Annotated in this window: 26 protein-coding genes; 13 read left to right on the forward strand and 13 right to left on the reverse strand. The window is 73.5% G+C overall.

The features are described from left to right. Positions 1-60 precede the first annotated feature (60 nt). The 4 genes from OG898_RS27810 (at position 61) to OG898_RS27825 (ending at position 5,275) form a co-directional block, all read left to right on the forward strand. Positions 61-489: a roadblock/LC7 domain-containing protein gene (locus OG898_RS27810; RefSeq protein ID WP_266959947.1), complete on the forward strand. Its 429-nt coding sequence runs from the start codon at positions 61-63 to the stop codon at positions 487-489. A 79-nt stretch (positions 490-568) separates the two neighbouring features. After that, a complete protein-coding gene (locus OG898_RS27815) occupies positions 569-943 on the forward strand; it encodes a hypothetical protein (RefSeq protein WP_266959949.1) in 375 nt (124 codons plus the stop codon). 162 nt (positions 944-1,105) lie between these two features. After that, positions 1,106-4,669 (forward strand): bifunctional glycosyltransferase family 2 protein/CDP-glycerol:glycerophosphate glycerophosphotransferase, encoded by a 3,564-nt coding sequence (locus OG898_RS27820; protein ID WP_250739238.1) that lies wholly within the window; start codon positions 1,106-1,108, stop codon positions 4,667-4,669. A gap of 123 nt (positions 4,670-4,792) precedes the next feature. Beyond that, the gene (locus OG898_RS27825; protein ID WP_250739239.1) at positions 4,793-5,275 is read left to right on the forward strand and encodes a VOC family protein; all 483 of its coding nucleotides are present in this window, start codon (positions 4,793-4,795) and stop codon (positions 5,273-5,275) included. 4 nt (positions 5,276-5,279) lie between these two features. On the opposite strand, the gene OG898_RS27830 is transcribed toward OG898_RS27825, so the two are convergent. Next, entirely contained in the window at positions 5,280-6,020 is a 741-nt protein-coding gene (locus tag OG898_RS27830; protein ID WP_250739240.1) for a Sir2 family NAD-dependent protein deacetylase, read from the reverse strand. Positions 6,021-6,108: 88 nt separating this feature from the next. Here OG898_RS27830 and OG898_RS27835 point away from each other — a divergent pair, with 88 nt between their 5' ends. Then, positions 6,109-6,987, forward strand: a complete 879-nt coding sequence (locus OG898_RS27835) for an ATP-grasp domain-containing protein (protein WP_266959950.1) — start codon at positions 6,109-6,111, stop codon at positions 6,985-6,987. 42 nt (positions 6,988-7,029) lie between these two features. Next, a complete protein-coding gene (locus OG898_RS27840) occupies positions 7,030-7,899 on the forward strand; it encodes a GNAT family N-acetyltransferase (RefSeq protein ID WP_266959952.1) in 870 nt (289 codons plus the stop codon). A 2-nt stretch (positions 7,900-7,901) separates the two neighbouring features. On the opposite strand, the gene OG898_RS27845 is transcribed toward OG898_RS27840, so the two are convergent. The 4 genes from OG898_RS27845 to OG898_RS27860 form a co-directional block, all read right to left on the reverse strand. Beyond that, complete coding sequence (locus OG898_RS27845; RefSeq protein WP_266959954.1) at positions 7,902-8,345, reverse strand: subtilase-type protease inhibitor; 444 nt, start codon at positions 8,343-8,345, stop codon at positions 7,902-7,904. A gap of 184 nt (positions 8,346-8,529) precedes the next feature. Further along, positions 8,530-8,988: a cyclic nucleotide-binding domain-containing protein gene (locus OG898_RS27850; protein WP_250739247.1), complete on the reverse strand. Its 459-nt coding sequence runs from the start codon at positions 8,986-8,988 to the stop codon at positions 8,530-8,532. A 132-nt stretch (positions 8,989-9,120) separates the two neighbouring features. Further along, entirely contained in the window at positions 9,121-9,423 is a 303-nt protein-coding gene (locus OG898_RS27855; protein ID WP_266959956.1) for a hypothetical protein, read from the reverse strand. A 182-nt stretch (positions 9,424-9,605) separates the two neighbouring features. Then, the gene (locus OG898_RS27860) at positions 9,606-10,235 is read right to left on the reverse strand and encodes a maleylpyruvate isomerase family mycothiol-dependent enzyme (RefSeq protein ID WP_266960481.1); all 630 of its coding nucleotides are present in this window, start codon (positions 10,233-10,235) and stop codon (positions 9,606-9,608) included. A gap of 105 nt (positions 10,236-10,340) precedes the next feature. Here OG898_RS27860 and OG898_RS27865 point away from each other — a divergent pair, with 105 nt between their 5' ends. Both OG898_RS27865 and OG898_RS27870 read left to right on the forward strand, forming a co-directional pair. After that, entirely contained in the window at positions 10,341-10,499 is a 159-nt protein-coding gene (locus OG898_RS27865) for a hypothetical protein (RefSeq protein ID WP_266959958.1), read from the forward strand. A 226-nt stretch (positions 10,500-10,725) separates the two neighbouring features. Further along, a complete protein-coding gene (locus tag OG898_RS27870; protein WP_266959960.1) occupies positions 10,726-13,455 on the forward strand; it encodes a DNRLRE domain-containing protein in 2,730 nt (909 codons plus the stop codon). 84 nt (positions 13,456-13,539) lie between these two features. On the opposite strand, the gene OG898_RS27875 is transcribed toward OG898_RS27870, so the two are convergent. Further along, entirely contained in the window at positions 13,540-13,848 is a 309-nt protein-coding gene (locus OG898_RS27875) for a helix-turn-helix transcriptional regulator (RefSeq protein WP_250739265.1), read from the reverse strand. Positions 13,849-13,953: 105 nt separating this feature from the next. Between OG898_RS27875 and OG898_RS27880 the strand changes: the two genes are divergently transcribed. Further along, positions 13,954-15,966, forward strand: coding sequence for a heavy metal translocating P-type ATPase (locus tag OG898_RS27880; RefSeq protein ID WP_266959962.1), 2,013 nt, complete (start codon positions 13,954-13,956; stop codon positions 15,964-15,966). A gap of 1 nt (position 15,967) precedes the next feature. Here OG898_RS27880 and OG898_RS27885 read toward each other — a convergent pair whose 3' ends face one another. After that, entirely contained in the window at positions 15,968-16,408 is a 441-nt protein-coding gene (locus tag OG898_RS27885; RefSeq protein ID WP_266959964.1) for a DUF3224 domain-containing protein, read from the reverse strand. A gap of 126 nt (positions 16,409-16,534) precedes the next feature. Here OG898_RS27885 and OG898_RS27890 point away from each other — a divergent pair, with 126 nt between their 5' ends. Continuing rightward, on the forward strand, positions 16,535-17,557 hold the full coding sequence (locus OG898_RS27890; protein ID WP_266960483.1) for a YafY family protein: 1,023 nt from the start codon (positions 16,535-16,537) through the stop codon (positions 17,555-17,557). A 161-nt stretch (positions 17,558-17,718) separates the two neighbouring features. Beyond that, positions 17,719-19,518 (forward strand): hypothetical protein, encoded by a 1,800-nt coding sequence (locus OG898_RS27895; RefSeq protein ID WP_266959966.1) that lies wholly within the window; start codon positions 17,719-17,721, stop codon positions 19,516-19,518. 272 nt (positions 19,519-19,790) lie between these two features. On the opposite strand, the gene OG898_RS27900 is transcribed toward OG898_RS27895, so the two are convergent. Then, a complete protein-coding gene (locus OG898_RS27900) occupies positions 19,791-20,102 on the reverse strand; it encodes a hypothetical protein (RefSeq protein WP_266959968.1) in 312 nt (103 codons plus the stop codon). A 318-nt stretch (positions 20,103-20,420) separates the two neighbouring features. Here OG898_RS27900 and OG898_RS27905 point away from each other — a divergent pair, with 318 nt between their 5' ends. Further along, a complete protein-coding gene (locus OG898_RS27905) occupies positions 20,421-20,585 on the forward strand; it encodes a hypothetical protein (RefSeq protein ID WP_266959970.1) in 165 nt (54 codons plus the stop codon). Positions 20,586-20,636: 51 nt separating this feature from the next. Here OG898_RS27905 and OG898_RS27910 read toward each other — a convergent pair whose 3' ends face one another. Continuing rightward, positions 20,637-21,005 carry a S26 family signal peptidase gene (locus OG898_RS27910; RefSeq protein ID WP_250739289.1) on the reverse strand — a complete coding sequence of 123 codons (369 nt, stop codon included), beginning with the start codon at positions 21,003-21,005 and terminating at the stop codon, positions 20,637-20,639. Between the two features lie 55 nt (positions 21,006-21,060). Next, a complete protein-coding gene (locus tag OG898_RS27915; protein WP_266959973.1) occupies positions 21,061-21,531 on the reverse strand; it encodes a hypothetical protein in 471 nt (156 codons plus the stop codon). Between the two features lie 152 nt (positions 21,532-21,683). Here OG898_RS27915 and OG898_RS27920 point away from each other — a divergent pair, with 152 nt between their 5' ends. After that, positions 21,684-22,019 carry a hypothetical protein gene (locus OG898_RS27920; RefSeq protein ID WP_266959975.1) on the forward strand — a complete coding sequence of 112 codons (336 nt, stop codon included), beginning with the start codon at positions 21,684-21,686 and terminating at the stop codon, positions 22,017-22,019. On the opposite strand, the gene OG898_RS27925 is transcribed toward OG898_RS27920, so the two are convergent. The 3 genes from OG898_RS27925 to OG898_RS27935 all read right to left on the reverse strand — a co-directional run bounded on the left by OG898_RS27925 (position 21,986) and on the right by OG898_RS27935 (position 23,995). Beyond that, the gene (locus OG898_RS27925) at positions 21,986-22,531 is read right to left on the reverse strand and encodes an adenylate kinase (RefSeq protein WP_250739294.1); all 546 of its coding nucleotides are present in this window, start codon (positions 22,529-22,531) and stop codon (positions 21,986-21,988) included. The genes OG898_RS27920 and OG898_RS27925 overlap by 34 nt on opposite strands. Positions 22,532-22,558: 27 nt before the next feature. Next, complete coding sequence (locus tag OG898_RS27930; RefSeq protein WP_250739296.1) at positions 22,559-23,395, reverse strand: MerR family transcriptional regulator; 837 nt, start codon at positions 23,393-23,395, stop codon at positions 22,559-22,561. A 96-nt stretch (positions 23,396-23,491) separates the two neighbouring features. After that, positions 23,492-23,995, reverse strand: coding sequence for a hypothetical protein (locus tag OG898_RS27935; RefSeq protein ID WP_266959977.1), 504 nt, complete (start codon positions 23,993-23,995; stop codon positions 23,492-23,494). Positions 23,996-24,513 lie beyond the last annotated feature (518 nt).

Below are 24,513 nucleotides of genomic sequence, written 5' to 3' on the forward strand. Positions count from 1 at the left end.
CGAGCCGCCCAGCGCGGCGACCGTTCCGAGCGGCGGCAGTCCGAAAGGAGAAGGTCCGACATGAGTACCGTGCCCGCCGAAGCCGAGGCCGAGATACTCGCCGAGCTCCGACGGCTGCGGGCCCGCGTCCCGCAGCTGGGCGGTGCCCTGGCCGCGAGCGTCGACGGCCTGGTCCTGGCCCACGACAGCGCCGCCACCGAGGCGGAATCCGTCGCGGCCCTGACCGCCGCTGCCCTGGGAGTGGCCCAGCGGCTCAGCGACTGCACCGGGCAGGGCGGGTTCCGCGAGCTGCTCGTGCGCGGAGAGGACGGCTACGTCGCCACCTACGCGGCGGGCGACGCGGCCGTGCTGACCCTGATCGCGGAGCCGCGCGTCAACGTCGGACGGCTCCACCTGGAGGCCCGCCGTTCCAGCCTGCGCATAGCGGAGCTGATCGATCACAGCCTCGGCCGCCGCGGCCCGGGCGCGGGCTCCGGCACCGGCTCCTGATCCCCTCGACCACGTACATCCGTACCGACCGAACAGAACGACCGGAACCACCGGACACGGAAAAGAAAGAGGAACCCCCATGGCCAACGTGGAGACATCGCTCAAGGAAGCCACCACCAGCATCGACGGCGTGCTCGGCGTCGCCCTGGTCGACTGCAGCAGCGGTATGGCCCTCGGCACCGTCGGCGGCGGAAAGGACCTCGACCTCACGGTCGCCGCCGCGGGCAACACCGACGTGGTGCGGGCCAAGCTCCGCACGATGGAGATGCTGGGCCTGAAGGACGAGATCGAGGACGTCCTCATCACGCTCGGAACCCAGTACCACCTGATCCGGCTCATGAAGGGCCGGGGCTCGGCCGGACTCTTCCTCTACCTGGCGCTCGACAAGACGCGGGCGAACCTCGCGATGGCCCGGCACCAGCTGAAGAAGATCGAGGCAGAGCTGGAAGTCTGATTCGATGACGGCGAGGTGGCGGGCGGCTGAACTCATTGCCGCCCGCCCCGGCGGCTTCTCACTTATGTCCGAGACGACCGGATTTTATCATCTCGTTACAGAGTAAGATGCTGTAATCGGCTGATCATCAATATTGTTAGTAAGCTGGAGAACTCGCCGCCCATGCCCCCGCGCCTGAGTATCGTCGTCCCCGTCTACAACGTCGAGCTTTACCTCGACGAGTGCCTGGAGTCCATCGCAGCACAGACATTCGACGACTTCGAAGTCGTGCTCGTCGACGACGGTTCCACCGACGGCAGCGCGGCACTCGCCCAGGCGTTCGCCGACCGCGACGACCGCTTCCGGCTGGTCCTCCAGAAGAACGCGGGACTCGGCGCGGCCCGCAACGTGGGCGCCCGCCACATCAGCCCGGGCAGCGAGTACCTGGCCTTCGTCGACAGCGACGACACCATGCCGCCGTACGCGTACCAGCGCATGATCGACGCCCTCGACGAGACCGGCTCCGACTTCGCGGCCGGCAACGTCAAGCGCTTCCGCTCCGTCGGCATGCAGCAGTCCTGGGGCCACCGCGTCGCCTTCGCCGCGACCCGGCTGAAGACCCACATCTCCAAGTTCCCGGCGCTGGTCACCGACCGCACCGCGTGGAACAAGGTCTACCGGCGCAGCTTCTGGGACGAGCACGCCTTCCAGTACCCGGAAGGCATCCTCTACGAGGACGCGCCCGTCTCCATTCCCGCGCACTACTTCGCCAAGAGCGTCGACGTCATCGGTGAGTGCGTCTACCACTGGCGCGTCCGCGAAACCGGCGAGCGCTCCATCACCCAGCGCTCCACCGACCCGGTCTCGGTCATCGACCGCGTGACCTCCGTCCGCCTGGTCCGCGAGGCGCTCCAGAGCAAGCAGGGCGCCGCCTACACCCGCTACCTGCGCGACTACGACCGCAACGTGCTGAGCGAGGAACTCCCGCTCATCTACAAGTACGTTCCCGAGGCCGGCGCCGAGTTCCGTGCCGCCTTCGCCAAGGAGGCCGGCGGCCTGGTCCGCGAGATCGGCCCCGGGCTGTGGCCCGACCTGACGGTCGCCGACCGGCTCAAGGCCTACCTCGCCGGGGAGGGCCGGATCGAGGAGTTCGTGGCCCTCGTCCAGCACCAGCGGGACTTCACCTACAGCGTGCCGGTCAAGGGACTGGCCCGCCCGCAAGCCGACTACCCGTTCCTCAAGGCACCGGTCCCCGCCAAGGTCCTCACCCTCGGCCCGCGCGAACGCCGCGTCGTCAGCCGCGTCGAGCAGGCCCACTGGGCCGACGGCAAGCTGCTGCTGCGCGGCTACGCCCTCCCCGGACACCTGGGCGCCGAGAGCCGCCTCGGCTCGCGCAAGATGCTGGTCTTCCGCGAGAACGGCAAGCGCCGCCGCACCGTCCTCACCACCCGTACGGTCGCCTCCCCGATGGCCACCGTGAACTCCCCGCACCTCGCCCTGCGCCACGCCGACTGGGCCGGTTTCACCGCCGTGATCGACCCCACCGCCTTCCAGACGGGCGGGAAGTGGAACGAAGGCGTGTGGAGCACCTCCGTCGCCGTCACCGGCGCCGGCGGACTGCACCGCGCCCGGCTCAAGGGCGGCGAGCACGACAGCGGACAGAACCCGCCCGCCCACTGGGTCGCCCCGGACGTGCGGATCGTCCCCAGCGTCACCGGGACCTTCAGCGTCCAGGTGGAGATCGTCCGCGCCCGCGCCCTGGACGTCCGCCCGGCCGGCGACGACGCCGTCGAGGTGGCCGGCGAGCTCGCCGCCGAGGTCGGCGCCGGAGCCGCCCTGCGCGCCGTGCACGTCTCCACCCGCACCGCGCTCACCTTCCCGCTGGAGACCGCCCCCGCCGTCACCGGCGGCCGGATCCCCTTCACCGTGCGCGTGCCGCTGGCCGACCTGGCCGCCGTCCCGGACGCCCCCGTCGTGCCCGGCGAGTGGAGCCCGGAACCGTGGAGCCTGTCCGTGACCGCCGCCGACGGCACCGAGCACCGGCTGGCGCACGACGAGCGCGCCGGCTTCGCCGGACTGGTCCTCGCGCTGCCCGGGAAGGAGCCCGGCCGGGCCCTCTTCGCCAAGCGCGGCACTACCGGACACCTGACCTTCTCGGTCCAGGTCTCCCCGCCGCTGGTCGACACCGTCGAGGCCAAGGACGGTGCGTTCACGCTCCGGGGCCGGTTCGTCGCCCCCCTGGACGAGCCCTACGAGCTGGTCCTGCACGACCCGACCGGCCTGGAGTTCAGCTACCCCGTCACCCGCGACGGCGACACCTTCGAAGCCTCCTTCGAGCCGGTGCTCCCCGAGAGCCGGGCCGGCCGCACCCCGCTGCCGCAAGGCCGCTGGTGGCCCACGCTGCGCCCGGTCTCCCAGGGCGGGGCCACCGCCGGCCTGCTCGGCGTCGACCGCGGCGCCCCGCTGCAGTTCGCCCCGACCGCCCTGCACGCGGGACCCCACGCCGTCACGGCCCGGGGCCGCCGGATACGGGTCGAATCCCGCCTCTACGACCGCGTCGCGCTGATCGCCGATCCGATGATCAGCCCGCACGATCGCTCGCGCTACGCGCAGCGGATCGCGCGCGACGTGACGTACCCGGCGCAGAGCGCCCTGCCGGTCAAGGACATCGTGGTCTACGACGCCTTCCAGGGGCACAGCGCCGGAGACTCGCCGCGCGCCATCCACGAGGAACTCCTGCGGCGCGGCGAGCAGCTGGAACACGTCTGGCTGGTCCGCGACGGCCGGGCCGAGGTCCCGGAGACCGCCCGCGCGGTCCAGTACGACAGCCTCGAATCCTGGGACGTGCTCGCGCGGGCCCGGTACTACGTGGTCAACGACAGCGTGCCGCGCGCCTTCCGCCGGCGTCCCGGCCAGACCGTCGTGCAGACGTGGCACGGTACGCCGCTGAAGCAGATCGGCCACGACTTCATGCACGACTACTACACCAGCCCCGAGGTGCTGGACGCGCTGGAGCACGACAGCGCGCAGTGGTCGCTGCTCGCCTCCCCGGGCTCGTACGCCACCCCGGTCCTGAAGCGGGCGCTCGGCTACGGCGGCGAGGTCATCGAGTCCGGCAGCCCGCGCACGGACGCGCTGGTACGGCCCGACGCGGACCGGATCGCGGACGTCCGGCGCCGGCTCGGCCTGCCGGAGGGCAAGAAGGTCGTGCTGTACATGCCCACGTGGCGGGAGAACCGCCTGGGCTGGACGGTCACCTCCGGCTACAAGCTCGACCTGCAGATCGACCTGGACGCGGCCCGCCGTGAGCTCGGCGAGGACCACATCCTGCTGATCCGCGGCCACCACAAGGTCACCGAGCAGGTGCGCGAAGGCGTCCGCGACGGGTTCGTCGTCGACGTGTCGCGCTGGCCCGACGCCACCGACCTGCTGCTCGTCGCCGACGTGCTGATCTCGGACTACTCCTCCGCGATCTTCGACTTCGCGCACACCGACCGGCCCGTCCTGCTCTTCGCCTACGACCTGGAGCACTACCGGGACACCCTGCGCGGGTTCACCTTCGACCTGGAGAAGAAGGCCCCGGGCCCGCTGCTCAGGGACTCGGCGAGCCTGATCGAGGCCGTGCGGAACGTGGACGCGGTGGGCGCGGAGTACGCGCAGGCGCGTGCGGCGTTCCGGGAGGAGTTCTGCGACCTGGACGACGGCCAGGCGGCCCGCCGGATCGTCGATCGCATGCTCGAGATGTAACCCGCAGGAGTGCATTCCAGACGGGATACGGACCGGTCCCGGCCCCACCGATGAGTTTCGGGGCCGGGACCGGTCTGTATGTGCGGGACGGATTCCCCCCACCCGCACACCCTGGAGGCAGTCATGGCGAGCAACCCCTTCACCACGTGTCTGTGGTTCGACGGCGCGGCGGAGGCCGCCGCCGACTACTACCTGTCCGTCTTCAAGGACGGCAAGCGCGGCCGCGTCGGCCTCTACCCCGAGGGGAGCCCCGGCGTCGCGGGCGAGGTCATGGTCGTCGAGTTCGAGATCAACGGCCAGAGGTTCGTCGGTCTCAACGGCGGCCCGCAGTTCCCCTTCACCGAGGCCGTCTCCTTCCAGATCCACTGCGCCGACGACGCCGAGGCCGACTACTACTACGAGGCCCTGACCGGCGACGGCGGCCAGGAATCCGCCTGCGGCTGGGTCAAGGACAAGTTCGGGCTGTCCTGGCAGGTCATCCCGGCCGGGGCCATCGAGCTGATCTCCGACCCCGACCCGGGGCGGGCCGCGCGGGCGACGGCCGCGATGATGAAGATGAAGAAGCTCGACGTGGCGGAGATGCGGCGGGCGGCCGACGCCGGCTGAGGCGTCAGCGGAGCACGTCCTCCGAGGCGATCCGCGCCAGCAGGGCGGGCAGAGCCGTCCCGATGGGCTCGCGGATCACCTCGTCGGCGAGGTGGTCGTACGGGGTCTCCTCGGCGTTCACGATGATCAGGCGGGCCCCCGCCTCCGCGGCCATCCCGGCCAGCGAGGCCGCGGGCTGCACCTGCAGCGTCGAGCCCACGGCCACGAAGACCTGGCACCCCTTGGCGATCGCCACGGCCCCGGCGAGCACCTCGGGGTCCAGCCGCTCCCCGAACATCACGGTCGCCGCCTTCAGGATCCCGCCGCACGCGAGGCAGGCCGGATCCGGCTCACCGGCGGCGATCCGGGCCAGCGCCTCGTCCATGCCGGTACGGGCACGGCAGACCGTGCACACCACGGCCCGCGCCGTGCCGTGCAGTTCGAACACCTTGCGCGCGGAGGTCCCGGCGAGCTGGTGCAGCCCGTCCACGTTCTGCGTGATCACCCGCAGCGGGATCCCGGCACGCTCCAGATCGGCGACGGCGAGGTGCGCGGCGTTCGGCCGCGCCCCCAGGGCCCCGATCTCGGCGCGCATCAGCCAGGACCGGCGCCGGATCTCCGGATCGGCCATGTAGGAGGAGTAGGTCACGAGCTTCTCGGCGTCGGGCTCCCGGCGCCACAAACCCTGCGGCCCCCGATAGTCGGGAATCCCCGAATCGGTGGACATCCCGGCCCCACTGAACACTGCGACGAGCGGCTTTCCCATGGGGCCGACTCTAGGCAGCCCGGACGGTGTTCTCCACGGGGTTTCGGGTGGTGCCCCTCCTCCGCGCGGATCTCCGTAGGGTGGCGGCATGCAGACCACCGTCCTGTACTGCTCCGATCCGCTGAACGGGCGCCGTCCCGACGCCCACTTCGCCGAGGAGGCCCGCGCGGTGCGCGCCGCCGGAGGCGGTGTCGCGCTCATCGACCACGACGCGCTGCTCGCCGGGGACGCCGGCCGGGCCGTGGCCGGGGTGCCCGCCGGGGCGGGGGCGCTCTGGTACCGGGGCTGGATGATTCCGGCGGCCCGGTACGCCGCACTCGACGCGGCCCTGCGCGAGCGCGGCGGCGGACTCCGCGTCACCCCGGACGCGTACCGGCGCGCCCACGAACTCCCCGGCTGGTACGAGGCGTTCGCCGGGCTGACCCCGCCCAGCCGCTGGCTGGCGACACCCCCGGGGAAGACCCCGGAGCCGGCCCGGCTCGCGGACGCCGCCGCGGCCCTGCCGTCCCGCGCGGGCATCGTCAAGGACTACGTCAAGTCCCGCAAGCACGAGTGGGCCGAGGCCTGCCACCTCCCCGACCTCGCGGACCGGACCGCCGTCCACCGCGTGGTGAACCGGTTCGTGGAACTCCAGGGCGAGGACCTGGCCGGCGGGGTTGTGCTGCGCGCCTTCGAGGCGTTCACGGCGACCGAGGGCGTGGCCACCGAGGTGCGGGTCTGGTGGCGCGACGGCGAACCCCGGCTGGTCACCGCCCACCCCGACAGCCCGTACGCAGAGGCCGCGGCGCCGGACCTCGGACCGGTGCGGGCCGCCGTCGCGGAGCTCGGCTGCGCCTTCGTCACCACGGACCTCGCACTGCGCGCGGACGGGGTCTGGCGGGTCGTGGAGGTGGGCGACGGGCAGGTGAGCGATCTGCACCGGGAGGCCGATCGCGCGGCGTTCGTCGGCCTCCTGACGGGCGGTTGAGCCCATGCGGACCGCAGGGGCGGATCTGGTACAACAGCGGACATGACGGGACTCGCTGGATTCGAGATCAACGGCGCGAGCGCCGCCGACATGGCGCTGCTCCGGGACTGGGCCGATGAGGAGGGCTGGAACCCCGGGGACTCCGACCGGTTCGCGTTCGCCGTCGCCGATCCGGGCGGATTCCTCGTCGGGCGGCTCCGCGGGGAGCCCGTCGCCTGCATCTCGGCGGTCCGGTACGGCGCCGGATTCGGCTTCATCGGCTTCTACATCGCCCGCCCCGACGTACGCGGGCAGGGGTACGGGATCCGGTTGTGGAAGGCCGGGATGGAGCGGCTCGACGGGCGGCTCGTCGGGCTGGACGGGGTGGTCGAACAGCAGCACAACTACCGCAAGTCCGGCTTCCGCTCGGCCTGGAACAACGTCCGCCACGAGGGGGTGCCGCGGGCGACCGGGGACCTCCCGGAGGAGCCGGCGCCCGGGGTGCGGATCGTGGACGCGGCCACCCTGCCCTTCGGACAACTCGCCGCGTACGACCGGAGGTTCTTCCCCGCGCCGCGCGACGCCTTCCTCGCCGCCTGGGTCGCGCTGCCCGGCCGCACCGCCCTCGCCGCCGTCCGGGACGGCCGGGTCGAGGGGTTCGGAGTGGTCCGGCCGAGCAGCGGCGCCGCGCGCGTCGGCCCGCTCTACGCCGCCGACCCGGCCGTCGCCGCCGCCCTCCTGCTCCGGCTCGCGGAACGGACCCCCGACGGGGAGGTCGCCGTGGACGTGCCGGACGCCCATCCGCGAGCCGCCGCCCTGCTGGGCGGACTGGGCCTGGCCCCGGCGTTCGAGACCGCCCGGATGTACACCGGCCAGGAACCGGACCTCGACCTGACCGGCATCTACGGGGTCACGAGCCTGGAGCTGGGCTGACCTCAGATGGTGAAGACCGTGCCGGTGCTGTTCCACAGCGCGCACGGGTTCGCGTAGGTGTAGGTGTAGCTCATCCGGCGGCCCTGCCACACGCCTTCGGCGGTGACGGTCAGCGGGCTCCACTCCCGGGTACACGCCGCGTCGGGGCGCGGCTCGGCGAGTGCGTCCAGGTCGGGGGCGTGGGCCTGTAACTCGGCGCAGGCGGCTTCCGGGTCCGGGTGGGTTCCGCCGGGCCGGGGCGCACAGACCAGGGTGACCGCGCGCAGCACCGTACCGCTCACCGCGTCCTCGCCGTCGGTGACGCTCAGGACGAGCACGGACGGGGCGTACAGGCTCTCGCCGCCGGCGGGCGCGGCTCCGGCCACACCGGAGCCGGTGAGGGCGGTGAGGGCGGTGAGCCCCATGGCGGCGGACGACAGTCCCAGGGTCCTGGTGACGGATCGCATGTCGAACACTCCTCGCGTCGTTGCGTCGGATAACGGACGCGAGTCTTGCCCATGCGGAACCGGAACGCCCGTTCGCACCTCTACTTCTCGTCACGCAGTGCGCACGCATGACCGCAGACCGCAGCGGTCCGGGGCGGCTGACCTGTGGGGGAGCGGTCGGCGGAATCGGCCCGAACCGCCCGGGTCAGCTCGCGGCGAGCCGGGGGGCGTACATGTCCATGAGGCGGGTCCGGGTCTGGTGCAGCCGCAGTGCGAGGACCCGACCGACCCAGTGGCCGAGGGCGGACCCGAAGGCCGGATCGGCGTCCATGAGCATCCGTACGGTCGTGGCGTCGAACTCGTACGCGCGGACCGGCGTCATGGCCTCGGCGCTCAGCTGCCACACGTACGGCGGGAACAGCCACGACCAGCCGACCAGTTCTCCCGGGCCCAGGCTCTCGATGGGGGTGGGCCGGCGCCCCGGGACCGGGATCTCCAGGGTCACCGTGCCGGAGCGCACGATCCAGAAGGAATCCGCCCGGGTTCCCTCGTCGAAGATCCGCGCGCCCTCGGGGAAATTGACCTCACGGGCGTGGGACATCAGCCGCCTGCGGTGCTCGGTCGACAGGACGGCAGCGATCCGGATGGGGGAAGGTGTGCTCACGACGGCCTCCGATCGGGACCCCCCGCTCCACCCAGTGTCGCCGACGCCGGGCCGAATCAGGGGTGTCCGCCTCCGGAGGATTGTCCGATTTTCGGCGAGCTAAAGCCAGGGGGCTCCGCGGTTGCTCCGCGGTCATTCCTCGGCGCCGGCCTCCAGGCAGGCCAGCTCCATGGCGTCGAGGACGGCCTCGTGGCTCCGCCCGCTCAGTTCGGAGACGTTCTCGATCTGTGCCGTCGCCCAGGCCGCCAGGGTCATCACCAGCACGCGGAGCCCGTCGGTCCCGTACTCGGCGAGGACCTCGTCGGCGGTGTTCATCGCCTCCTCGGGCACCTGCTCCGGTGGTTCCAGCCCGGCCAGGCCGCGCAGCAGGGTCAGGGTGCGGCGGGAGATCACGGGGGTCATCCTGGCCAGCCGCGTGTCTTCTTCGTCGCTCATCCCGCTCCGCCCCTCCGGTCCCGCGCAAGCGCCCGCGTACGTCCCCGGGCGTGCGCTTCTGCCCGTGCCTGTGCCGTCCCCCCCCAGGGCACGGTAGAGGGGCGAGGGCCCGGGTGGGGCGGCAATCGCCGGAACGGGCCCGGCGTCCCAGGTTCCGGACGCCCCGTGGCTGCGCGCCCGCCTCAGGCCCGGTGTGCGCCCGGGGCGGCGAGCCGCTCCGTGAGGGCCGGCAGCCCGGGGCCGGACAGGAGGGGCAGGGCAGCCACGTCCCGGCCGGTGACCAGGAGGAGGAGCGCCGAGACCGGGCCCTCGACCGTGCCGCTGGCGCCGGGGCCCGCGAGGTCGTCGGTGCCGGCCGTCCAGTCGCGGTCCGTGGCGGTGAGCCGGAAGCCCGCCAGCCGGCGCCGGGCGCGGAACGGGAAGCCCATGGACCAGGCCCGCTGCGCCGCGGTCGCCGCCGCTTCGGCCGGCATCGTGCGGGCCCGGCCCAGTGGGACGGCGACGTCCTGCCCGTGCACCAGGACGTCGATCAGCGGCTCCAGGCGGGTCACCCCGGGGGCCTTGCGGCGGGATCCGGCCATCGCGCGCAGCCGGGGTGCGAAATCGGCGACCGGGTGTGCGGCCTCCCGTACGGCCGTGTCGTGGATCATTCGGTCGAAGCTGCCGCGGGCGCGGACCGCGGCGACGAGCGCCGGGAAGACGCCCAGGTGGGCCAGGGTGAGGTGGGCGGCGACCTCGCGCACCCGCCATCCCGTGCACAGGGACGGGGTCTCCCACTCGGAAGGGCTGAGGTCGTCGAGCAGCCCGGCCAGGGAAAGACGCTAGCTGTCGATGGTCCGCCACACGTCGTCGGGGAGCTGGAGCGGGCCGGCTACGTCCACCGCACGCCCGACCCGACCGATGCCCGGGCCCGCCTGGTGCGCATCGCGCCCCGGGGCGCGGCCGCCGTGGCCGTCGCGCGGGAGGCGGAGGCCCGGGTCGAGGGGGAGTGGGCCCGCCACCTCGGGGCCGAGGACACCCGGCTGCTCCGCAGCGCCCTCACCCGCCTCCGCGAGGTCGCCGATCCCTATCGGTGAGCCGGGTGCCGGGCCGGGGTGTCCGGCCCGGGGTGTCCGGGCCGGTGCGATATGGCATCCGATGGGTCAAGTGCGGTGAAAGGGGCCGGGGTTCCTTCCGGGTGCCCGTGGGCACGGCCGTGGACGTCCGTACGATAGCTTCCGGCCATTCCGTTTTTCACGGTCCGTCATTCCGGTCCGTCATCCCGGGCCGTCATTCCGCATTCCATATCGAACTGGGGGGTTCATGCGTAGATCCAGAGGGCTGGCAGCCGCTCTCACCCTGGCCCTGGCCGGCACCTGCACGGCCATGGGCCTCGGCCTCGTCGAGGAGGCCGCGGCCATCACGCCGCCGGTGGCCTTCACCGCCGACGAACTGCCCACCTGGCAGGTCAACGGTGTCGTCTGGGCCCTCGCCGAAGCGGGCGACCAGGTCTTCGTCGGCGGCACCTTCTCGGCGGTGCGTCCGCCGGACGGCGCCGCCGGAACCGTGCAGGAGGCGGTGAACTTCGCGACGCTCGACGCCGCGACGGGCGCCCCGACCTCCTGCAAGCTGTCCTTCACCGTGGGTTCCGGTACCGCCACCGTCCGCGCGCTCGTCCTCTCGCCGGACAAGTCGACGCTGTACGCCGGCGGCTACTTCGGCGCCGTCAACGGCACCGCGGTGTCCAGCATCGCCGCCATCGACGTGGCGACCTGCACCGTGAAGACCGACTTCCGGCCCGCCTTCGCGGCCACCGTCCGGGCCCTCGCCGTCACCGGCGACACCGTGTACGCGGGCGGCGACTTCCTCACCGTCGCGGGCCAGCCCCGCGAACGGTTCGCCGCCGTGGACGCGGCCGACGGCACGCTGAAGCCGTTCACCGCGAACGCCGACGAGCCGGGCCGCGCCGTCGAGGTCACCCCGGACGGCTCGCACGTGGTCCTCGGCGGTGACTTCTTCACCGTGGGCGGTACGAACAGCCACGCCCTCGCCGTCGTCGACGCGACGAGCGGCGCCGTCACCAAGGCCTACCCGGGGTTCATCGAGACCAACTCGGTGGTCAAGGACATCGCCACCGACGCGACCGGCTTCTACACCGCCAACGAGGGAACGGGCGGAGGCGTCTTCGACGGCCGGATCGCCCTGGACCTGAGCGACTTCGGCCAGCGCTGGCGCGACACCTGCCTCGGGGCGACCCAGGCCGTGCTCCCGTACCAGGACGTGCTCTACAGCGCCTCGCACGCGCACGACTGCTCCGGCATCGGCGAGTTCCCGGACGGCCAGCGCCACCACCTGCTCGCGCAGCCGACCACCGCGACCGGCAAGCTGGGCTGGGCTCCCGACACCAACGACGGCATCGGCGAGGGCATCGGCCCGCGCGCGATGGCGGTCGGTTCCAAGGGCGGAGTCCAGTACCTCTGGGTCGGCGGCGAGTTCACCACCGTCAACGGTGCGGCGCAGCAGAGCCTGACGCGCTTCGCCTCCACCGGGGACACGGGCGCGCCCAGCGTCCCGGTGGCGAGCGCCGTGAGCTTCAAGCCCGGTGAGGTGCAGGTGCGCTGGCGCACCAGCCTCGACCTGGACGACAGCAGGCTCACGTACAAGGTCCACCGCAACGGTTCGGCCACGCCGATCGCCACGGTCGAGGCGGACTCGCTGTTCTTCCGCCGCCCGCAGGCCTCCTGGACCGACACCACCGTCACCGCGGGGCAGTCCTACACCTACCGGGTGACCGCCACCGATGCGGCCGGCAACGCCAGCGCCCTGTCGGCGACGGCGAGCGTGACGGTGCCGGCCTCGGCCGACGCGTACCCCAGCGCGGTCCGCACGGACGGCGCCCAGCTGTTCTGGCGCTATGACGAGTCGGCCCTGCCCTTCGTCGCGGACTCCTCGGACGGCAACCAGAGCGGTGTGCACCTGAACGCCCCCGCCCTGCGCCAGACGCCCGGTGCGGTCACGGGCGCGAGCACGGCCGTCGGCTTCAACGGCACGGACACCCAGGTCTACGGGGACAAGCGCCAGAACGTCGGCTCCACCTACAGCATCGAGACCTGGTTCAAGACGAACACCACCACGGGCGGCAAGCTCATCGGGTTCGGCAACAACCAGGCCCGCGGCAGCAGTCAGTACGACAAGCACATCTACATGACCAATGACGGCCGGCTCGTCTACGGCGTCTACAGCGGCGGGACCCACACCGTCACGACCGCAGCCGCGTACAACGACAACCAGTGGCACCACGTCGTCGCGACCCAGGGTCCGGGCGGCATGACCCTGTACGTGGACGGCGCCCAGAAGGGCACGCTGGGCTTCACCGCGCACGAGAACTTCGCCGGTTACTGGCACGTGGGCGGCGACAGCCTCGGCGGCTGGCCGGACCGTCCGGTCAGCGAGTACTGGGCGGGCCGGCTGGACGAGACCGCCGTCTACCCGACGGTCCTGAGCGCGGCCCAGGTGCAGAACCACCACACCCTGGCCTCCGCCCCGGCCGACTCGGTCGTCGAGGTCCAGGCCGCGGAGGACACGTACGCCAACGCGGGCGCCCCGAGCACCAATTACGGGACCTCCGGCTCGCTCGCGGTCCGCGGAACCTCGTTCTACGCGAGCTACCTGCGGTTCAACCTGCCCGCGGCACCCGCCGGCACGGTGCTCAAGTCGGCCACGCTGAGCGTGAAGACCAGCACGATGGCCGGCGCCGGTACGACGGACACGGTGTCCGTGCTCCCGGTCACCGGCTCCTGGACGGAGGCCGGGACCACGTACGCCAACCGCCCGGCGCTCGGCAGCCCGGCGCTCGGCAGCTTCGCGGGCGTCCCGGACGGCTCGGCCGTCCAGACGACCGGCCTGGACAAGGCCACCGTCGCCGGAGCGCTCGGCAGCGCGTACAGCCTGGCGCTGAGCAGCGCCGGTACGGACGCCCTGTGGCTGTGGTCCTCGGAGGCCGCGGCCAACGAGGGCGGCCCGAAGCTGTCGCTCACCTTCGGCGCGCCGTAGCAGGACCGGGTCCTACGTGCGGCGGCCGGTGCGGATGGTGCGCCCGGCCGCCGTCGCGGTTTCCCGGAGCGGTTCCAAGGCCCCCTAGTCCCGGCCGGCGTGGTGGACGTGCGCCAGGATCTGCCGGAGCAGGGCGGCGACGTGCGCGTCGTGGAGTTCGTAGATCACGCTGCGCCCGTCGCGGCGGCCGGTCACCAGGTCGAGGTGGCGCAGGAGCCGCAGATGGTTCGAGACGGTGGGCTGGCCGAGGTCGAGTGCCTCGGCCAGCTCGCCGACCGAGCAGGGGGCGTGCAGCAGGCGGGCGAGGATGCGGATCCGGGCCGGGGAGGCCAGGCCCTGCAGGACCTCGGCCACGGCGGCGGCGTCCGGTTCGGTGAGCGGTTCCGGTTGCATGCCGGTCACTTTAGATCAGTACATCAAGACATCAGCAGATCAGCAGATCGGCAGATCAGGACGTCTCCAGGTTCATATATTTCAACATGCTGATATGTTGATGTCATGACCGAAGCCGAGAACGCGACGACGGACGGTGGTGTGACCACCCACCGCCACGCATTCCTGGGCGAGCGCGCGGAGCTGGTCAGCGCCCTGCTCGCCCTCACCGTCTACCTCACGGGCCTGACCCTCCAGCTCACCGGCCACGGAGGCCCCGTACCGCAGGCCCTGTTCATCGCGGCGTACGCCTTCGGCGGGTTCTTCACCCTCCGCGAGGCCCTCCTCGCCGTACGCGGCGGCCGCTTCCAGGTCGACTTCCTCATGCTCGTCGCCGCGGCCGGCGCCGCCGCGATCGGGCGCTGGGAGGAGGGCGCCGTCCTGCTCGTCCTGTTCAGCCTCGGCCACGCCCTGGAGGGCTACGCCATGGGCCGGGCCCGCCGCTCCATCGAGGCGCTCGGCGCTCTGGCCCCGCGTACCGCCCTGGTGCGCCGGGGCGCGGGGGCGCCGGTGGAGGTCCCGGTCGAGGAGCTGGCCGTGGGGGACACCGTCGTCGTCCGCCCCCACACCCGGGTGCCGGCCGACGGCTTCGTCGCCGCCGGCACCGGCAGCGTCGACCAGTCGCCCATCACCGGCGAGAGCGTCCCCGCGGACAAGGTCCCCGTCGCCGACCGGGCCGCCGCCCTCGCCGACCCGGGCGCGGCCGGTCCGGAGAGCCGCGTCTACGCCGGCACGGTCAACGGATCCGGCGCCCTCGACATCGCCGTCACCCGCCTCGCCGGGGAAAACACCCTGGCCAGGGTCGTCAAGCTGGTCCAGGACGCCGAGGAGCGCACCTCGCCGACCCAGCGGTTCACCGAGCGGTTCACGAAGTTCTTCGTACCGGGCGTCCTCGTACTCGTCGCCGTGCTGCTCGCCGCCGGGGCGCTCACCGGCGAGCCCTTCGCCGACACCTTCTACCGGGCCATGGCCGTCCTCGTCGCCGCCAGCCCCTGCGCCCTGGCCATCGCCACCCCGGCCGCCGTGCTCAGCGCCGTGGGCCGGGCGGCGCGCGGGGGAGTCCTGGTCAAGGGCGGGGCGCCGCTGGAGGAGTTCGGCCGGCTGCGGACCATCGCCTTCGACAAGACCGGCACCCTGACCGAGGGCCGGCCCCGCCTCACCGAGATCGAGCCCGTCCACGCCGCCGGGCGCGAGGAGCTGCTGCGCACCGCCGTCGCCGCGCAGCGCCTGAGCGACCATCCCCTCGCACAGGCCGTGGTCCGCGACGGCGCGGGACTCGTGCAGGCGGCCGCCGTTTCCGCGGCCGCAGTCTCCGAAGCAGCCCCGTCCGAGGCCAGGAACCTGCGTGCCCTCGTCGGTCTCGGGATCGTCGCCGAGCTCGACGGGGAGGACGTCCACATCGGCAGCCTCGCCTACGCCGACACCCTCGCGGGCCCGCCCGTACCGGCCCGGCTCCGCGCCCGTACGGAGGAACTCGCCCGGACCGGCCGCACCACCATGCTGGTCCGCCGGGGCGACCGCTGGCTCGGCACGCTCGGCCTGATGGACGCCCCGCGCCCCGAGGCCGCCGCAGCGGTGGCCGCCCTGCGCGGGCTCGGCGTGCAGCGGACCGTGATGCTGTCCGGCGACGACCAGCGGGTGGCCGACGCGGTGGGCCGCGCGGTCGGCATGGACGAGGTCCGGGGCGGCCTGCTGCCCGAGGGCAAGGTCGCCGAGGTGACCCGGCTGCGCCGCACGGCCCGTACGGCGATGATCGGCGACGGCGTGAACGACGCCCCGGCCATGGCCGGCGCCACCGTCGGCGTGGCGATGGGCGCGGCCGGCTCGGCCGTGGCGCTGGAGACGGCGGACATCGCGCTGATGTCCGACGACCTGCGCCGGCTCCCCTTCATCACCGGCCTCAGCCGCCGCGCGAGCCGCATCATCCGCCAGAACCTCTGGCTGAGCCTCGGCATCGTCGCGGTGCTCGTCCCGGCCACCGCCCTGGGCCTCGGCATCGGCCCGGCGGTCCTGGTCCACGAGGGTTCCACCCTCGTGGTCGTCGCCAACGCGCTGCGCCTGCTGCGCTACGCGGACTGAGCTACGCCGACTGAGCCGCGGCCGTGAACGCGTAGTCGAAGGCGTACTCCACCGAGGTGTCGCCGTAGCGGTGGGCGAAGGAGCCGGAGCCGCCGAGACCGGTCAGGCCGCCGGTGCCCGAGCCGGGGACCACGGTGAAGCTGCAGTGGGTGCCGGTGGCGTCGAAGGTGCCGCGTTCCTCCAGGACGAAGGCGCCTTCGCGGCCGTCGACGGTGCCGGTGACCAGCTCCATGCCGGTGAAGGTGCCGGTGCTGTCCCCCGTGTAGGCCACGGTGTAGGCGCAGGTGGTCGCGGGGGCGGTGAGGGCGCCGGTGAAGGCGTTGGTGACCGTGGCACGGGCCAGGCGGGGGAAGACGCCTTCCGGGCCGACCGGGTGCTCCTCCCAGTCCTTGAAGGTGAAACCGTTGGGCGTGAGGGTGGGCGTGGGGGTGGGCGTGGACACGGGGGCCTCCTGGTGCAGGCGGGTTTGGTGTTCGGTGTTCGGTGTTCGGCGGGCTGTCGGCCCGTCTGTGCACAGCCTGGTCCGCGTACCTGACATCTCCTGTCAGGTATGCCGGACAATGACCGCATGCGCGCCGACCGGCTCCTCTCCCTCCTCCTGCTGCTCCAGAACCGCGGCCGGATGACCGCCCCCGAGCTCGCCGCCGAACTGGAGGTCTCCGTCCGCACCGTGTACCGGGACGTCGAGGCGCTCGGCGCCTCCGGCATCCCCGTCCACGCGGACCGTGGGCCGGCCGGCGGATTCCGGCTCGTCGACGGTTACCGGACCCGGCTCACCGGCCTCACCGACGTCCAGGCCGGCTCCCTGTTCCTCGCCGGCGCCCCCGGCCCCGCCCGGGACCTCGGCCTCGGCGCGGACCTCACCGCCGCGCAGCTGAAACTCGAGGCCGCCCTCCCCGCCGAACTCGCCGTCCGGGCCCGCCGGATCCAGCAGCGCTTCCACCTCGACGCGCCGGCCTGGTTCCGGGACGCCGATCCCGTACCGCACCTCGCGCAGATCGCCGAGGCGGTGTGGGAGCAGCGGATCCTGAAGACCCACTACCGCCGCTGGAGCGGAGCCGTCCACCGGGCGCTGTGGCCGCTCGGACTCGTCCTCAAAGGCGGCATCTGGTACCTGGTCGCCCGGGCCGCGGAGGCGGAGGCCGGTGAAGCCGGGGCCGGGGGGCTCCCGGCCGCCCCCGGGAACACCGAGGGCGCCGTGCGGACCTACCGGGTGGGGAGGTTCCTCGCCGTGGACACCCCGGGCGAGCGGTTCGAACGCCCCGAGGGGTTCGAACTCGCCGCGTACTGGGAGGAGTCCGCCCGCCGCCTGGAGGCGGCCACGCGCCGTCAGACCGCCTCCGTACGGCTCTCCCCGCGCGCCCGGCGCCTGCTGCCGATGTGGTTCGGGGCGGCGGGCGTCCGCGCCCTCGCCACCGCGGGACCGCCGGACGCGGAAGGCTGGGTGGGCGTGGAACTCGCCGTCGAGTCCGGTTCCGTGGCCGTCGGCGACCTGCTCCGCCTCGGCGCGGAGGCCGAGGTCCTCGGACCGCCGGAGCTGCGCCGGGCCCTCGCGGACACGGTGGCCGAACTGGCCGGGCGCTACAGGTGAGAGCACCCAAGAACAGCCGGGAACCGGCGAGAGCGGGTGGGAAACCGGTTGCGCCCGGCCGGTGGCCCGGCGAAGATCCACGGCATGACGACACGAAAGGGCGTTCTGCGCCCGGGGCTTTGATCCCCCGACCGCCGGGTCCCGAGGGCCCGGCCGACTGTGTGGACGCCTGGCTGGACGAGGCCGGGCAGGACCGTACCGGCGATGCCTACGGGGCGGCCCGCTCCGCGGTCTTCGCCGCCGTACGCCGTGACGGCGACGGCCCCGAGGCGAGGCGGCTCGCCTCCCTCGCGTCCGGCGCGCGGGGCGACGTACGGCTGTGGGTGCTCCGGCTGCTCGCCGATCTGGCATCCGGCGCCGAGGACCGTACGGCCGCGGCCCGGACCGCGCTGCCCCTGCTGGACGACCCCGACCCGCCCGTGCGGCGGGCGGCCGCCTGGCTGTTCGCCGAGGCGGACCGGGCAGGGGCCGAGCAGCTCCTGACCGCCCCGGTGGACCATCCCGGCGCACCGGACCCGGTGGCCCGCCTCGCGCTGGCCGAGGCCCTGCTCGTACGGGACGGCGACGGCCTCGCGGAGCGGCTGCGCACCGACGCCGATCCCGCGGTCAGACTGCGCGCCACCCCGGCTCCCGAGGGCGAAGCCGTCCTCGAGGACCTCGACGCCGCCGGGACGCGGATCGGCGGCCCCGGCAGCCGGGTGACCTGGCGGATCGGCACCGTGTGGGGGATGAAGGCGCGCAGCTCCGTGGACGAGAGCACCTGCTACACGTGGGTCGCCCGGCTCGCGGCGCGGCCGACGGAGGCGGCCCGGGGCGCGGCCGTGGACCTGGCGGCGGAGGCGATGCACCACTGGCGGGCCGCCCCGGCGGCCCTCGTACCGCACCTGCGGCCGCTGCTGGCGGACCCCTCGGCGGGGCCCGCGGCCGCACGCGTGCTCGGTGCCTCGCTGGAGGCCACCCGGCTGTGCCGGGAGGAACTGGCGGAGCCCGGCGCCGACCGGGCGGAGGCGGCCACGTTGGCGCTCGCCCGGATCGGAGACGTACGGGCCCTCCCGGAGCTCTGCCGGATCGTCCGCGCGGGATCGTCCGGGTGGCAGTCCGCGGAAGCCGCCAGGGGCATGGCCGGTGCACCCGGCGCGGACCTCGCCCCGCTCGTGGCGGCGGCCGTGGCGGCCCTGGACCTGCCCGGACCCGAGGAAGCGGGACGGGCGCTCGCCGTTCTGAGCGCGTGCGGAGCGGCCGCGGCCCCCGCCGTGCCCGAGCTGGTCCGGATCCTCACGGAGCTGCCGACCGGGCAGCCGACCGGCGGCCCGCGCAACCAACGGGAGCGCCGCCTGGCGGGCAACCTGATCGCCGCGCTCGGAGCCATCGGCCCGGCGGCGGCCCCCGCCCTGCCCCTCCTCGACGCGATCCCCGAGAACGGTCCCGGCACCCGCGCCGGGCACACCGCCATGGCCCGGATCCAGATCTCCGGAGACCGCCGCCGGGCGGAGGAGACCCTCGCCGGACTGGGGGACCGGCCACGCGATATCGCCCTGGCGGCCCGGATCCTGGAGTGGCTGGCAGACCACGGCGGCCTGGACCCCCACCACGTGGCCCGGCTCCGCGAGAACGCCGCCGACGCGGAGCGCACGCACCCGCGACTCCTCGCCACCTTGTGGCTGCACACCGGGGACGCCCCGACGGGACCGCCGCTCGACGCCCTCCTGGACCACGTGGCGCGCGAAGGCTTCGGCCCGTACGTCTGCCGAGCCCTGGCCACCCTGGGCCCCGCCGCAGCACCGACCCTGCCCGCCCTACGGGCGGCGGCGGACCAGAGCGTCCGCATCCCGATGTACCTCGGCGACCACGACGAGGAGATGCGCGAGGACGAACGCCTGGCCGAAGCGATCCACAACACCCTGCACCGAATCACCGAGCCCCAGCCGAAGGGACGGCGCACCGAAGGGCAGACGGCTTAGGGTCGTTCCACAGCGGCTGGTGCCGGACGAGTCGTGGGTGTCGTTCCGAAGGATGGTGCCGCCGACGAGGTGATACGTCCGCAGGGTGGGGGGCGGCGGCGCGCCCCGGAGGCGATCCAGCCGCACCTCCGCTCGCACCCGGCGTTCCTCCTCGGTAGGTATCGGGGGAAGCGCACACCACGTCGGTCGTCAGCTCATCGGCGTACTGCGGACCGCTCCGCATCGGGGTGGCATCGCTCGTCGAAGTGCCCCCTCCGCTTTGGGCTTGGTGCTCAGAATCCGTCGCCCCATCCGAAGGTGATGTTGTACGCGCGCTGGAGTGCGTGTCGACCTTGGTCCCCGTCTGCGTGGGCCCACGCGAGGGCCGCGGCGAACCAGAGAAGAAAGACTCCGCTGACGATGCCCAGGGCGATCGGCTTGCCGTACCAGCCGAGGAGGATCAGGGTGACGGTCACGATGACCGCGCCGAGGTGGGCTGCCCGCAGGTCGAGCGACGCAGCCTTGCGTGCCGCTCTGCGTTCGGCCCGTTCTGCCGCGAAGCGCTGCTCGCAAACGGCTTGAGGTTCGTTTTCGTCGAAGTTCATCTCATCCCCCCGACGCCCGACGCTACATGGATGGACCCGGACCCCGTCGGCTGATGTTCCGGGACAGGTACGTGGCTTGTCCTTTATCTTCTGGAAGTCCTGACGTGGCGCGGGCAGAGTGGGCGGCATGACAGAAAGTTCCGGCCGCCCCTTTCCTGCGGAGGTAGACGACCGCCAGGTGGTAGGGCAGATCCTCGGTCGTCCCTTGGGTCGGACATGGCCGACGGGTGCACGGGGGCCGGGAGCCGGGTCACGGTCGTTCGTGACCAGGACTGGGACGGTCCTTGGCAGGCCGAGTTTGCTGGAACGGTCGACGCGATGGGCGCACCGGAACCCAACGAGCACGCCCGGGCATTCGAGGGTGAGTTGCTGTACTGGGTCACCTTCGACGCGCCGCAGTACGACAGCGCCGGGGACGGCCCCTATCGCAAGGCCCAGATCTGGGGTCGGTACTTGAGGGCTGGTCCGGAGCCCGAGACCTAGACCTAGACCTCCCGCAGGTCACGCCCCCGGGGGCAGTTCTGCTTGTCCGAGTCAGGCCGGGCCTGTCGTGTCCGGTGCCGTGCGGGCCTTGGCCGCCGCCCCGGGGCGGGGTACGTCGTCCACCGCGAGGCAGATGCCGAAGACGCGGTCGTGGCCGGTCCAGCCGTTGACGCGGCCCCGGTTGTTGGAGATCTGGACCCGGCGGCGCGGGGGGTCCACGGCCGTGACGAGGTGGAGGTAGACCGTGCCGGACACCCGGGCCAGCACGATGTCGCCGGGTTCCAGCAGCGTGGGGTCCGTCGGGGCGACGCGGACGCGTTGCCGGCTGTGGACGAGCGGGACCATGGACGTGCCGGTGGGCCGGAATTCCACCGTCGCGCCCGCGCGGACGCGGTCTGCCTGGACGTCGAGCATTCCCATCCGGCGAGTGTGCCCCGGCCGTGTGGCCCGCGGGTACCGGATTTCGGTGGTGGGCTCAGGGAGCGGGCGGTGGTTCGACCTCAAGGAAGCGGCGGCGGCGGGGGCCGCGGTACAGCAGGCAGACCCAGCCGAGACGTTTGAGGGCGGCTGCGCAGGCCGTGAGGCGTTCCTGCTCCTCCTCGGCCGCGCCGCCGCCCGGCGGGCCGAGCCAGGTCACCTCGACGCGGCCCTCCCCGGACGCGGCGGTGCCCACCCGGTACCCGGTCCGGGTGCGCGGCCCGTCCGGGTCCTGCGGATCCCGCGCCGACGGCGGGATGCCCGACGCCTCCAGTACGAGGGCCACCGCGCGCGGCATCAGCCGGAGCTCCCACGGGGCGGGAACTCCGGCGCCGGAGGGGCCGTTGACGAGTCGGCGGATCTGCAGCAGGCCCTCGTATGCGGTACGGAGCTCCGCCGCCCGCCCCGTTTCGGAGGGCGCGGGGCCGTCGCCGCTCGCCGGTTCGAAGCTCTGCCCGGGTGTGTTCACGTACGGCTGTCCTCTCCTGCGATCCGGTCTGTCTCGGCAGGTCCTGCCCTGCCCTGTCCGGTCTCGTCGCGTCCGCTTCTGAGTACCTCACACCCAACGGCCTGAGTATCCGGGCCGATTCCCGGAACGGCTTCCGCTGATCGAATGGGGGCATGACCTCCGAGACCGTCACCGCCACCGCCACCGCGCCCGCCGCGAGCCGCCCGCGGATGCAGCAGCACGTGACCACCGCCGGCTCGGCGCTCGCCGTGGCCCTGGTCCCGCTCGTGGTCGGGGTCCTGGTGGCCAAGGGGCTCGCCGCGGACCCGCACGCGCCGGTCAACGCCCTGATCACCGGCGGCGGCCAGCGCGCCGGTCTGCCGCGGGCGGAGTGGCGCCGCCGCGGGCACGCCACGATGCGCCGGCTGCGCACGGTCCGGCGCGGAGCCGTGCGGGGCGCGGTACGGGGGCGTGCCTACGTGACGGGCGGCCGCCCGGCGGGTCGCTGAGCCCGCAGCCAGGCCTCGGCGGCCTTCGGGGAGCGCAGCCGCACCACCCGCAGCGGGGCGAACCGGGCGTCGCCGGCCAGCCCGCCGATCTCCGCACGCCGTGCCCCGTACTGGGACCAGGCCCACCACGCGGGGTGGTCGGCGAGCAGCCATTCCCGCCACCGCTCCCGGTTGCCGCCGAACAGCCGCTCCCGCAGCAGGCTCCGGCGCAGCGAGCGCACCAGGACCCGGCGCATGACGGTACGGCGCGGCTGGTCCAGCCACACCACGGTGTCGGCCCGCCGCCACAGCAGCTCGCGCGCGGCCTCGGGCCCGTGGGAGTCGAGGATCCACCGGTCGCCCTCCCCGATCCGCGCCAGGTCCGCGACGTAGGACGGGCTGACGGCCCACCCCGGCCCGGAGAAGTGCAGCTCGTCCATCTCGTGGTACGGCAGGGCGAGCAGCCGTCCCAACTCCCGGGCCAGGGTGGACTTGCCGGCTCCGCTGATGCCGACCACGAGTACGCGTTGCATCAGCGGAGCCTAACCGGGGCGGGGCCGTCAGGCGCCGAGGGGTTCCTGCAGTTCGGTGACCCACTGGTTCCGGTCCTCCGGGCAGGCCAGCGACACCTCGCGGGCGTAGCCGCAGGAGCGCTCCCCGTTCGCGTCGATCCACTGGGCCAGGGCCTGCGCGGTCGGCAGGACGGAGTCCATCGAACCCCGGTGCACGACCGTCGCCGCCCGCTCGACGGCGGGCAGCACGACGATGCGTACGTCGCCTCCGAGGTCCTCGGCCCGGACGCCCGGCGCCACCGCCACCCCTGCGTGGACCAGGACGGCACCGGGACGGGACGCGTCACCGGCGTCCTCGTAGTACGCCACGCCCGGGGCCGTCAGCGTGACGCCGGCGGCCTCGACACGGCTCAGCAGCTCGTCGTAGAGCGGGCCGATGACCGGGCCGATGTCCTGCCCGTCGTAGCTGGCCGCGACCCCGCTCAACTCGGCGAGGCGGACGGGCGGAAGGCTCTTCACGACGATGTCGATGGAAGACATGGTTCCCTCGTTCTCGATGATCCGGAGCCTCGTCTCGACCTGGGTCAGCCGGGCCGCCGCAGCGGCCATGGCCGATTCCAGTTCCGCCTGCCGCAGCCGCAGCATGCCGCGCAGCTCCTCCGCGCTCACCAGCTCGTCGAGTATCGACCCCACCTGTTCCAGGCTGAAGCCGAGCTCTTTGAGCGCGATGACACGGTTGAGGCGGGCGAGCTGCCCGGCCTCGTAGTAGCGGTAGCCGCTGGCGGGGTCGACACGGGCCGGGTGCAGCAGTCCGAGGGCGTCGTAGTGACGCAGCATGCGGACCGATACCCGGCCGTGCTTGGCGAAGTCTCCGATGGTGAACATGACGCCTTCCAGTGCAGGCCCTGACACGGTGTGAGAGTCAAGCGCGCCCCAGAATATGCGGCATGTACGGCCATCGGGCCAGGCCATCGGGCCAGGTCAGCGGCCGGCTTGGCGGATGCAGAGATCCACGATGGAAGGCGGCAGGGACCCTTCCGCGGCCGCGCACAGCTCGTCCGTACGGGGCAGCGGAGGTACGGGGTTGCGTGCGGGGCGGTCGGGACGGGCGGCGGCCTTCTTGGGCGGGTGCGCGCGGCGCGGCGCCGCCGGTTTCGTGCGTCGTTCGGCCGCCGGGCGCGGGGCCTCGGCGGCACGCCGGGCGGGTGCGTGCCCGGCGGCCCGGCCGGCGCCGGTCCGGTCGGTTCCGTCGCGGTCGGCGTCGGCGCCCGCCGGGAGTGCGCCGAGGGGCAGCGCCTCGGCGGGGAGCCCGGCCGCACCGGCCGCGGGGGACGCGCCGGCCGGCCCGGTCAGATCCGGCGCACCGGCGGGCGGTACGGGGCCGCGTGCGGGCACGTCGGACACCCCCGGGCCGCCGACGGACACGCAGCTGGCGCTCGCGAGGAGGGCGACGAGGGAGAGGGGCAGGACCCGGCGTAACTGCATCGCACCACCATGCCGCACGGGCGGGCGGGCCGGTTCCCGTACTCGTGCGCGGGGGTGGGGCGGGGACGGCCGAGTGGGCCGGGAAGGGCGCTGTGGGGGCTGCTGAAACGGTTCGGTGAGCTCACTGTGATCGTTTCTGCCGTGTCGGGAGGTTCACCGGCCCGGGAGCACGCGCACGTGGACGGGGGTGGACCTGGCGGAGAAATCCGGACAAGGTTCGGATGGGAACGACAGTGCGGATGCCGGGGGAGGCGCGACCTCCGGTACTCCGCACCGCCGTGCCGGTTCCCCGGACCGGCCCCGCCCGAGTGGTGGGAACGCTCCGGTGGGCCGCCCGCCTGCCCTCCCCGCCTGCCCCGTATGGAGTCCCGCCCCATGACCGCAGCCCCCGCGCCCGGCAACGAACCGCAGTCCCCGGAGCCGAAGCACCCGCCGAGCCCTGTTCCCGCACCTGCCTCGGCCCCTGCTTCCGTCCCCGCTCCCGCTCCCGCTCCCGCTTCCGTTTCCGTTCCTTCCTC

The sequence above is a fragment of the Streptomyces sp. NBC_00193 genome, assembly GCF_026342735.1.
Taxonomy (GTDB): domain Bacteria; phylum Actinomycetota; class Actinomycetes; order Streptomycetales; family Streptomycetaceae; genus Streptomyces; species Streptomyces stoeckheimensis.

What these genes read in the sequence shown, in the direction of transcription:
- OG898_RS27810 (WP_266959947.1), top strand. Translation starts at nt 61, where the DNA reads ATGAGTACCGTGCCCGCCGAAGCCGAGGCCGAGATACTCGCCGAGCTC.
- OG898_RS27815 (WP_266959949.1), top strand. Translation starts at nt 569, where the DNA reads ATGGCCAACGTGGAGACATCGCTCAAGGAAGCCACCACCAGCATCGAC.
- OG898_RS27820 (WP_250739238.1), top strand. Translation starts at nt 1,106, where the DNA reads ATGCCCCCGCGCCTGAGTATCGTCGTCCCCGTCTACAACGTCGAGCTT.
- OG898_RS27825 (WP_250739239.1), top strand. Translation starts at nt 4,793, where the DNA reads ATGGCGAGCAACCCCTTCACCACGTGTCTGTGGTTCGACGGCGCGGCG.
- OG898_RS27830 (WP_250739240.1), bottom strand. Translation starts at nt 6,020, where the DNA reads ATGGGAAAGCCGCTCGTCGCAGTGTTCAGTGGGGCCGGGATGTCCACC.
- OG898_RS27835 (WP_266959950.1), top strand. Translation starts at nt 6,109, where the DNA reads ATGCAGACCACCGTCCTGTACTGCTCCGATCCGCTGAACGGGCGCCGT.
- OG898_RS27840 (WP_266959952.1), top strand. Translation starts at nt 7,030, where the DNA reads ATGACGGGACTCGCTGGATTCGAGATCAACGGCGCGAGCGCCGCCGAC.
- OG898_RS27845 (WP_266959954.1), bottom strand. Translation starts at nt 8,345, where the DNA reads ATGCGATCCGTCACCAGGACCCTGGGACTGTCGTCCGCCGCCATGGGG.
- OG898_RS27855 (WP_266959956.1), bottom strand. Translation starts at nt 9,423, where the DNA reads ATGAGCGACGAAGAAGACACGCGGCTGGCCAGGATGACCCCCGTGATC.
- OG898_RS27870 (WP_266959960.1), top strand. Translation starts at nt 10,726, where the DNA reads ATGCGTAGATCCAGAGGGCTGGCAGCCGCTCTCACCCTGGCCCTGGCC.
- OG898_RS27875 (WP_250739265.1), bottom strand. Translation starts at nt 13,848, where the DNA reads ATGCAACCGGAACCGCTCACCGAACCGGACGCCGCCGCCGTGGCCGAG.
- OG898_RS27880 (WP_266959962.1), top strand. Translation starts at nt 13,954, where the DNA reads ATGACCGAAGCCGAGAACGCGACGACGGACGGTGGTGTGACCACCCAC.
- OG898_RS27890 (WP_266960483.1), top strand. Translation starts at nt 16,535, where the DNA reads ATGCGCGCCGACCGGCTCCTCTCCCTCCTCCTGCTGCTCCAGAACCGC.
- OG898_RS27900 (WP_266959968.1), bottom strand. Translation starts at nt 20,102, where the DNA reads ATGAACTTCGACGAAAACGAACCTCAAGCCGTTTGCGAGCAGCGCTTC.
- OG898_RS27905 (WP_266959970.1), top strand. Translation starts at nt 20,421, where the DNA reads ATGGGCGCACCGGAACCCAACGAGCACGCCCGGGCATTCGAGGGTGAG.
- OG898_RS27910 (WP_250739289.1), bottom strand. Translation starts at nt 21,005, where the DNA reads ATGGGAATGCTCGACGTCCAGGCAGACCGCGTCCGCGCGGGCGCGACG.
- OG898_RS27920 (WP_266959975.1), top strand. Translation starts at nt 21,684, where the DNA reads ATGACCTCCGAGACCGTCACCGCCACCGCCACCGCGCCCGCCGCGAGC.
- OG898_RS27925 (WP_250739294.1), bottom strand. Translation starts at nt 22,531, where the DNA reads ATGCAACGCGTACTCGTGGTCGGCATCAGCGGAGCCGGCAAGTCCACC.
- OG898_RS27930 (WP_250739296.1), bottom strand. Translation starts at nt 23,395, where the DNA reads ATGTTCACCATCGGAGACTTCGCCAAGCACGGCCGGGTATCGGTCCGC.
- OG898_RS27935 (WP_266959977.1), bottom strand. Translation starts at nt 23,995, where the DNA reads ATGCAGTTACGCCGGGTCCTGCCCCTCTCCCTCGTCGCCCTCCTCGCG.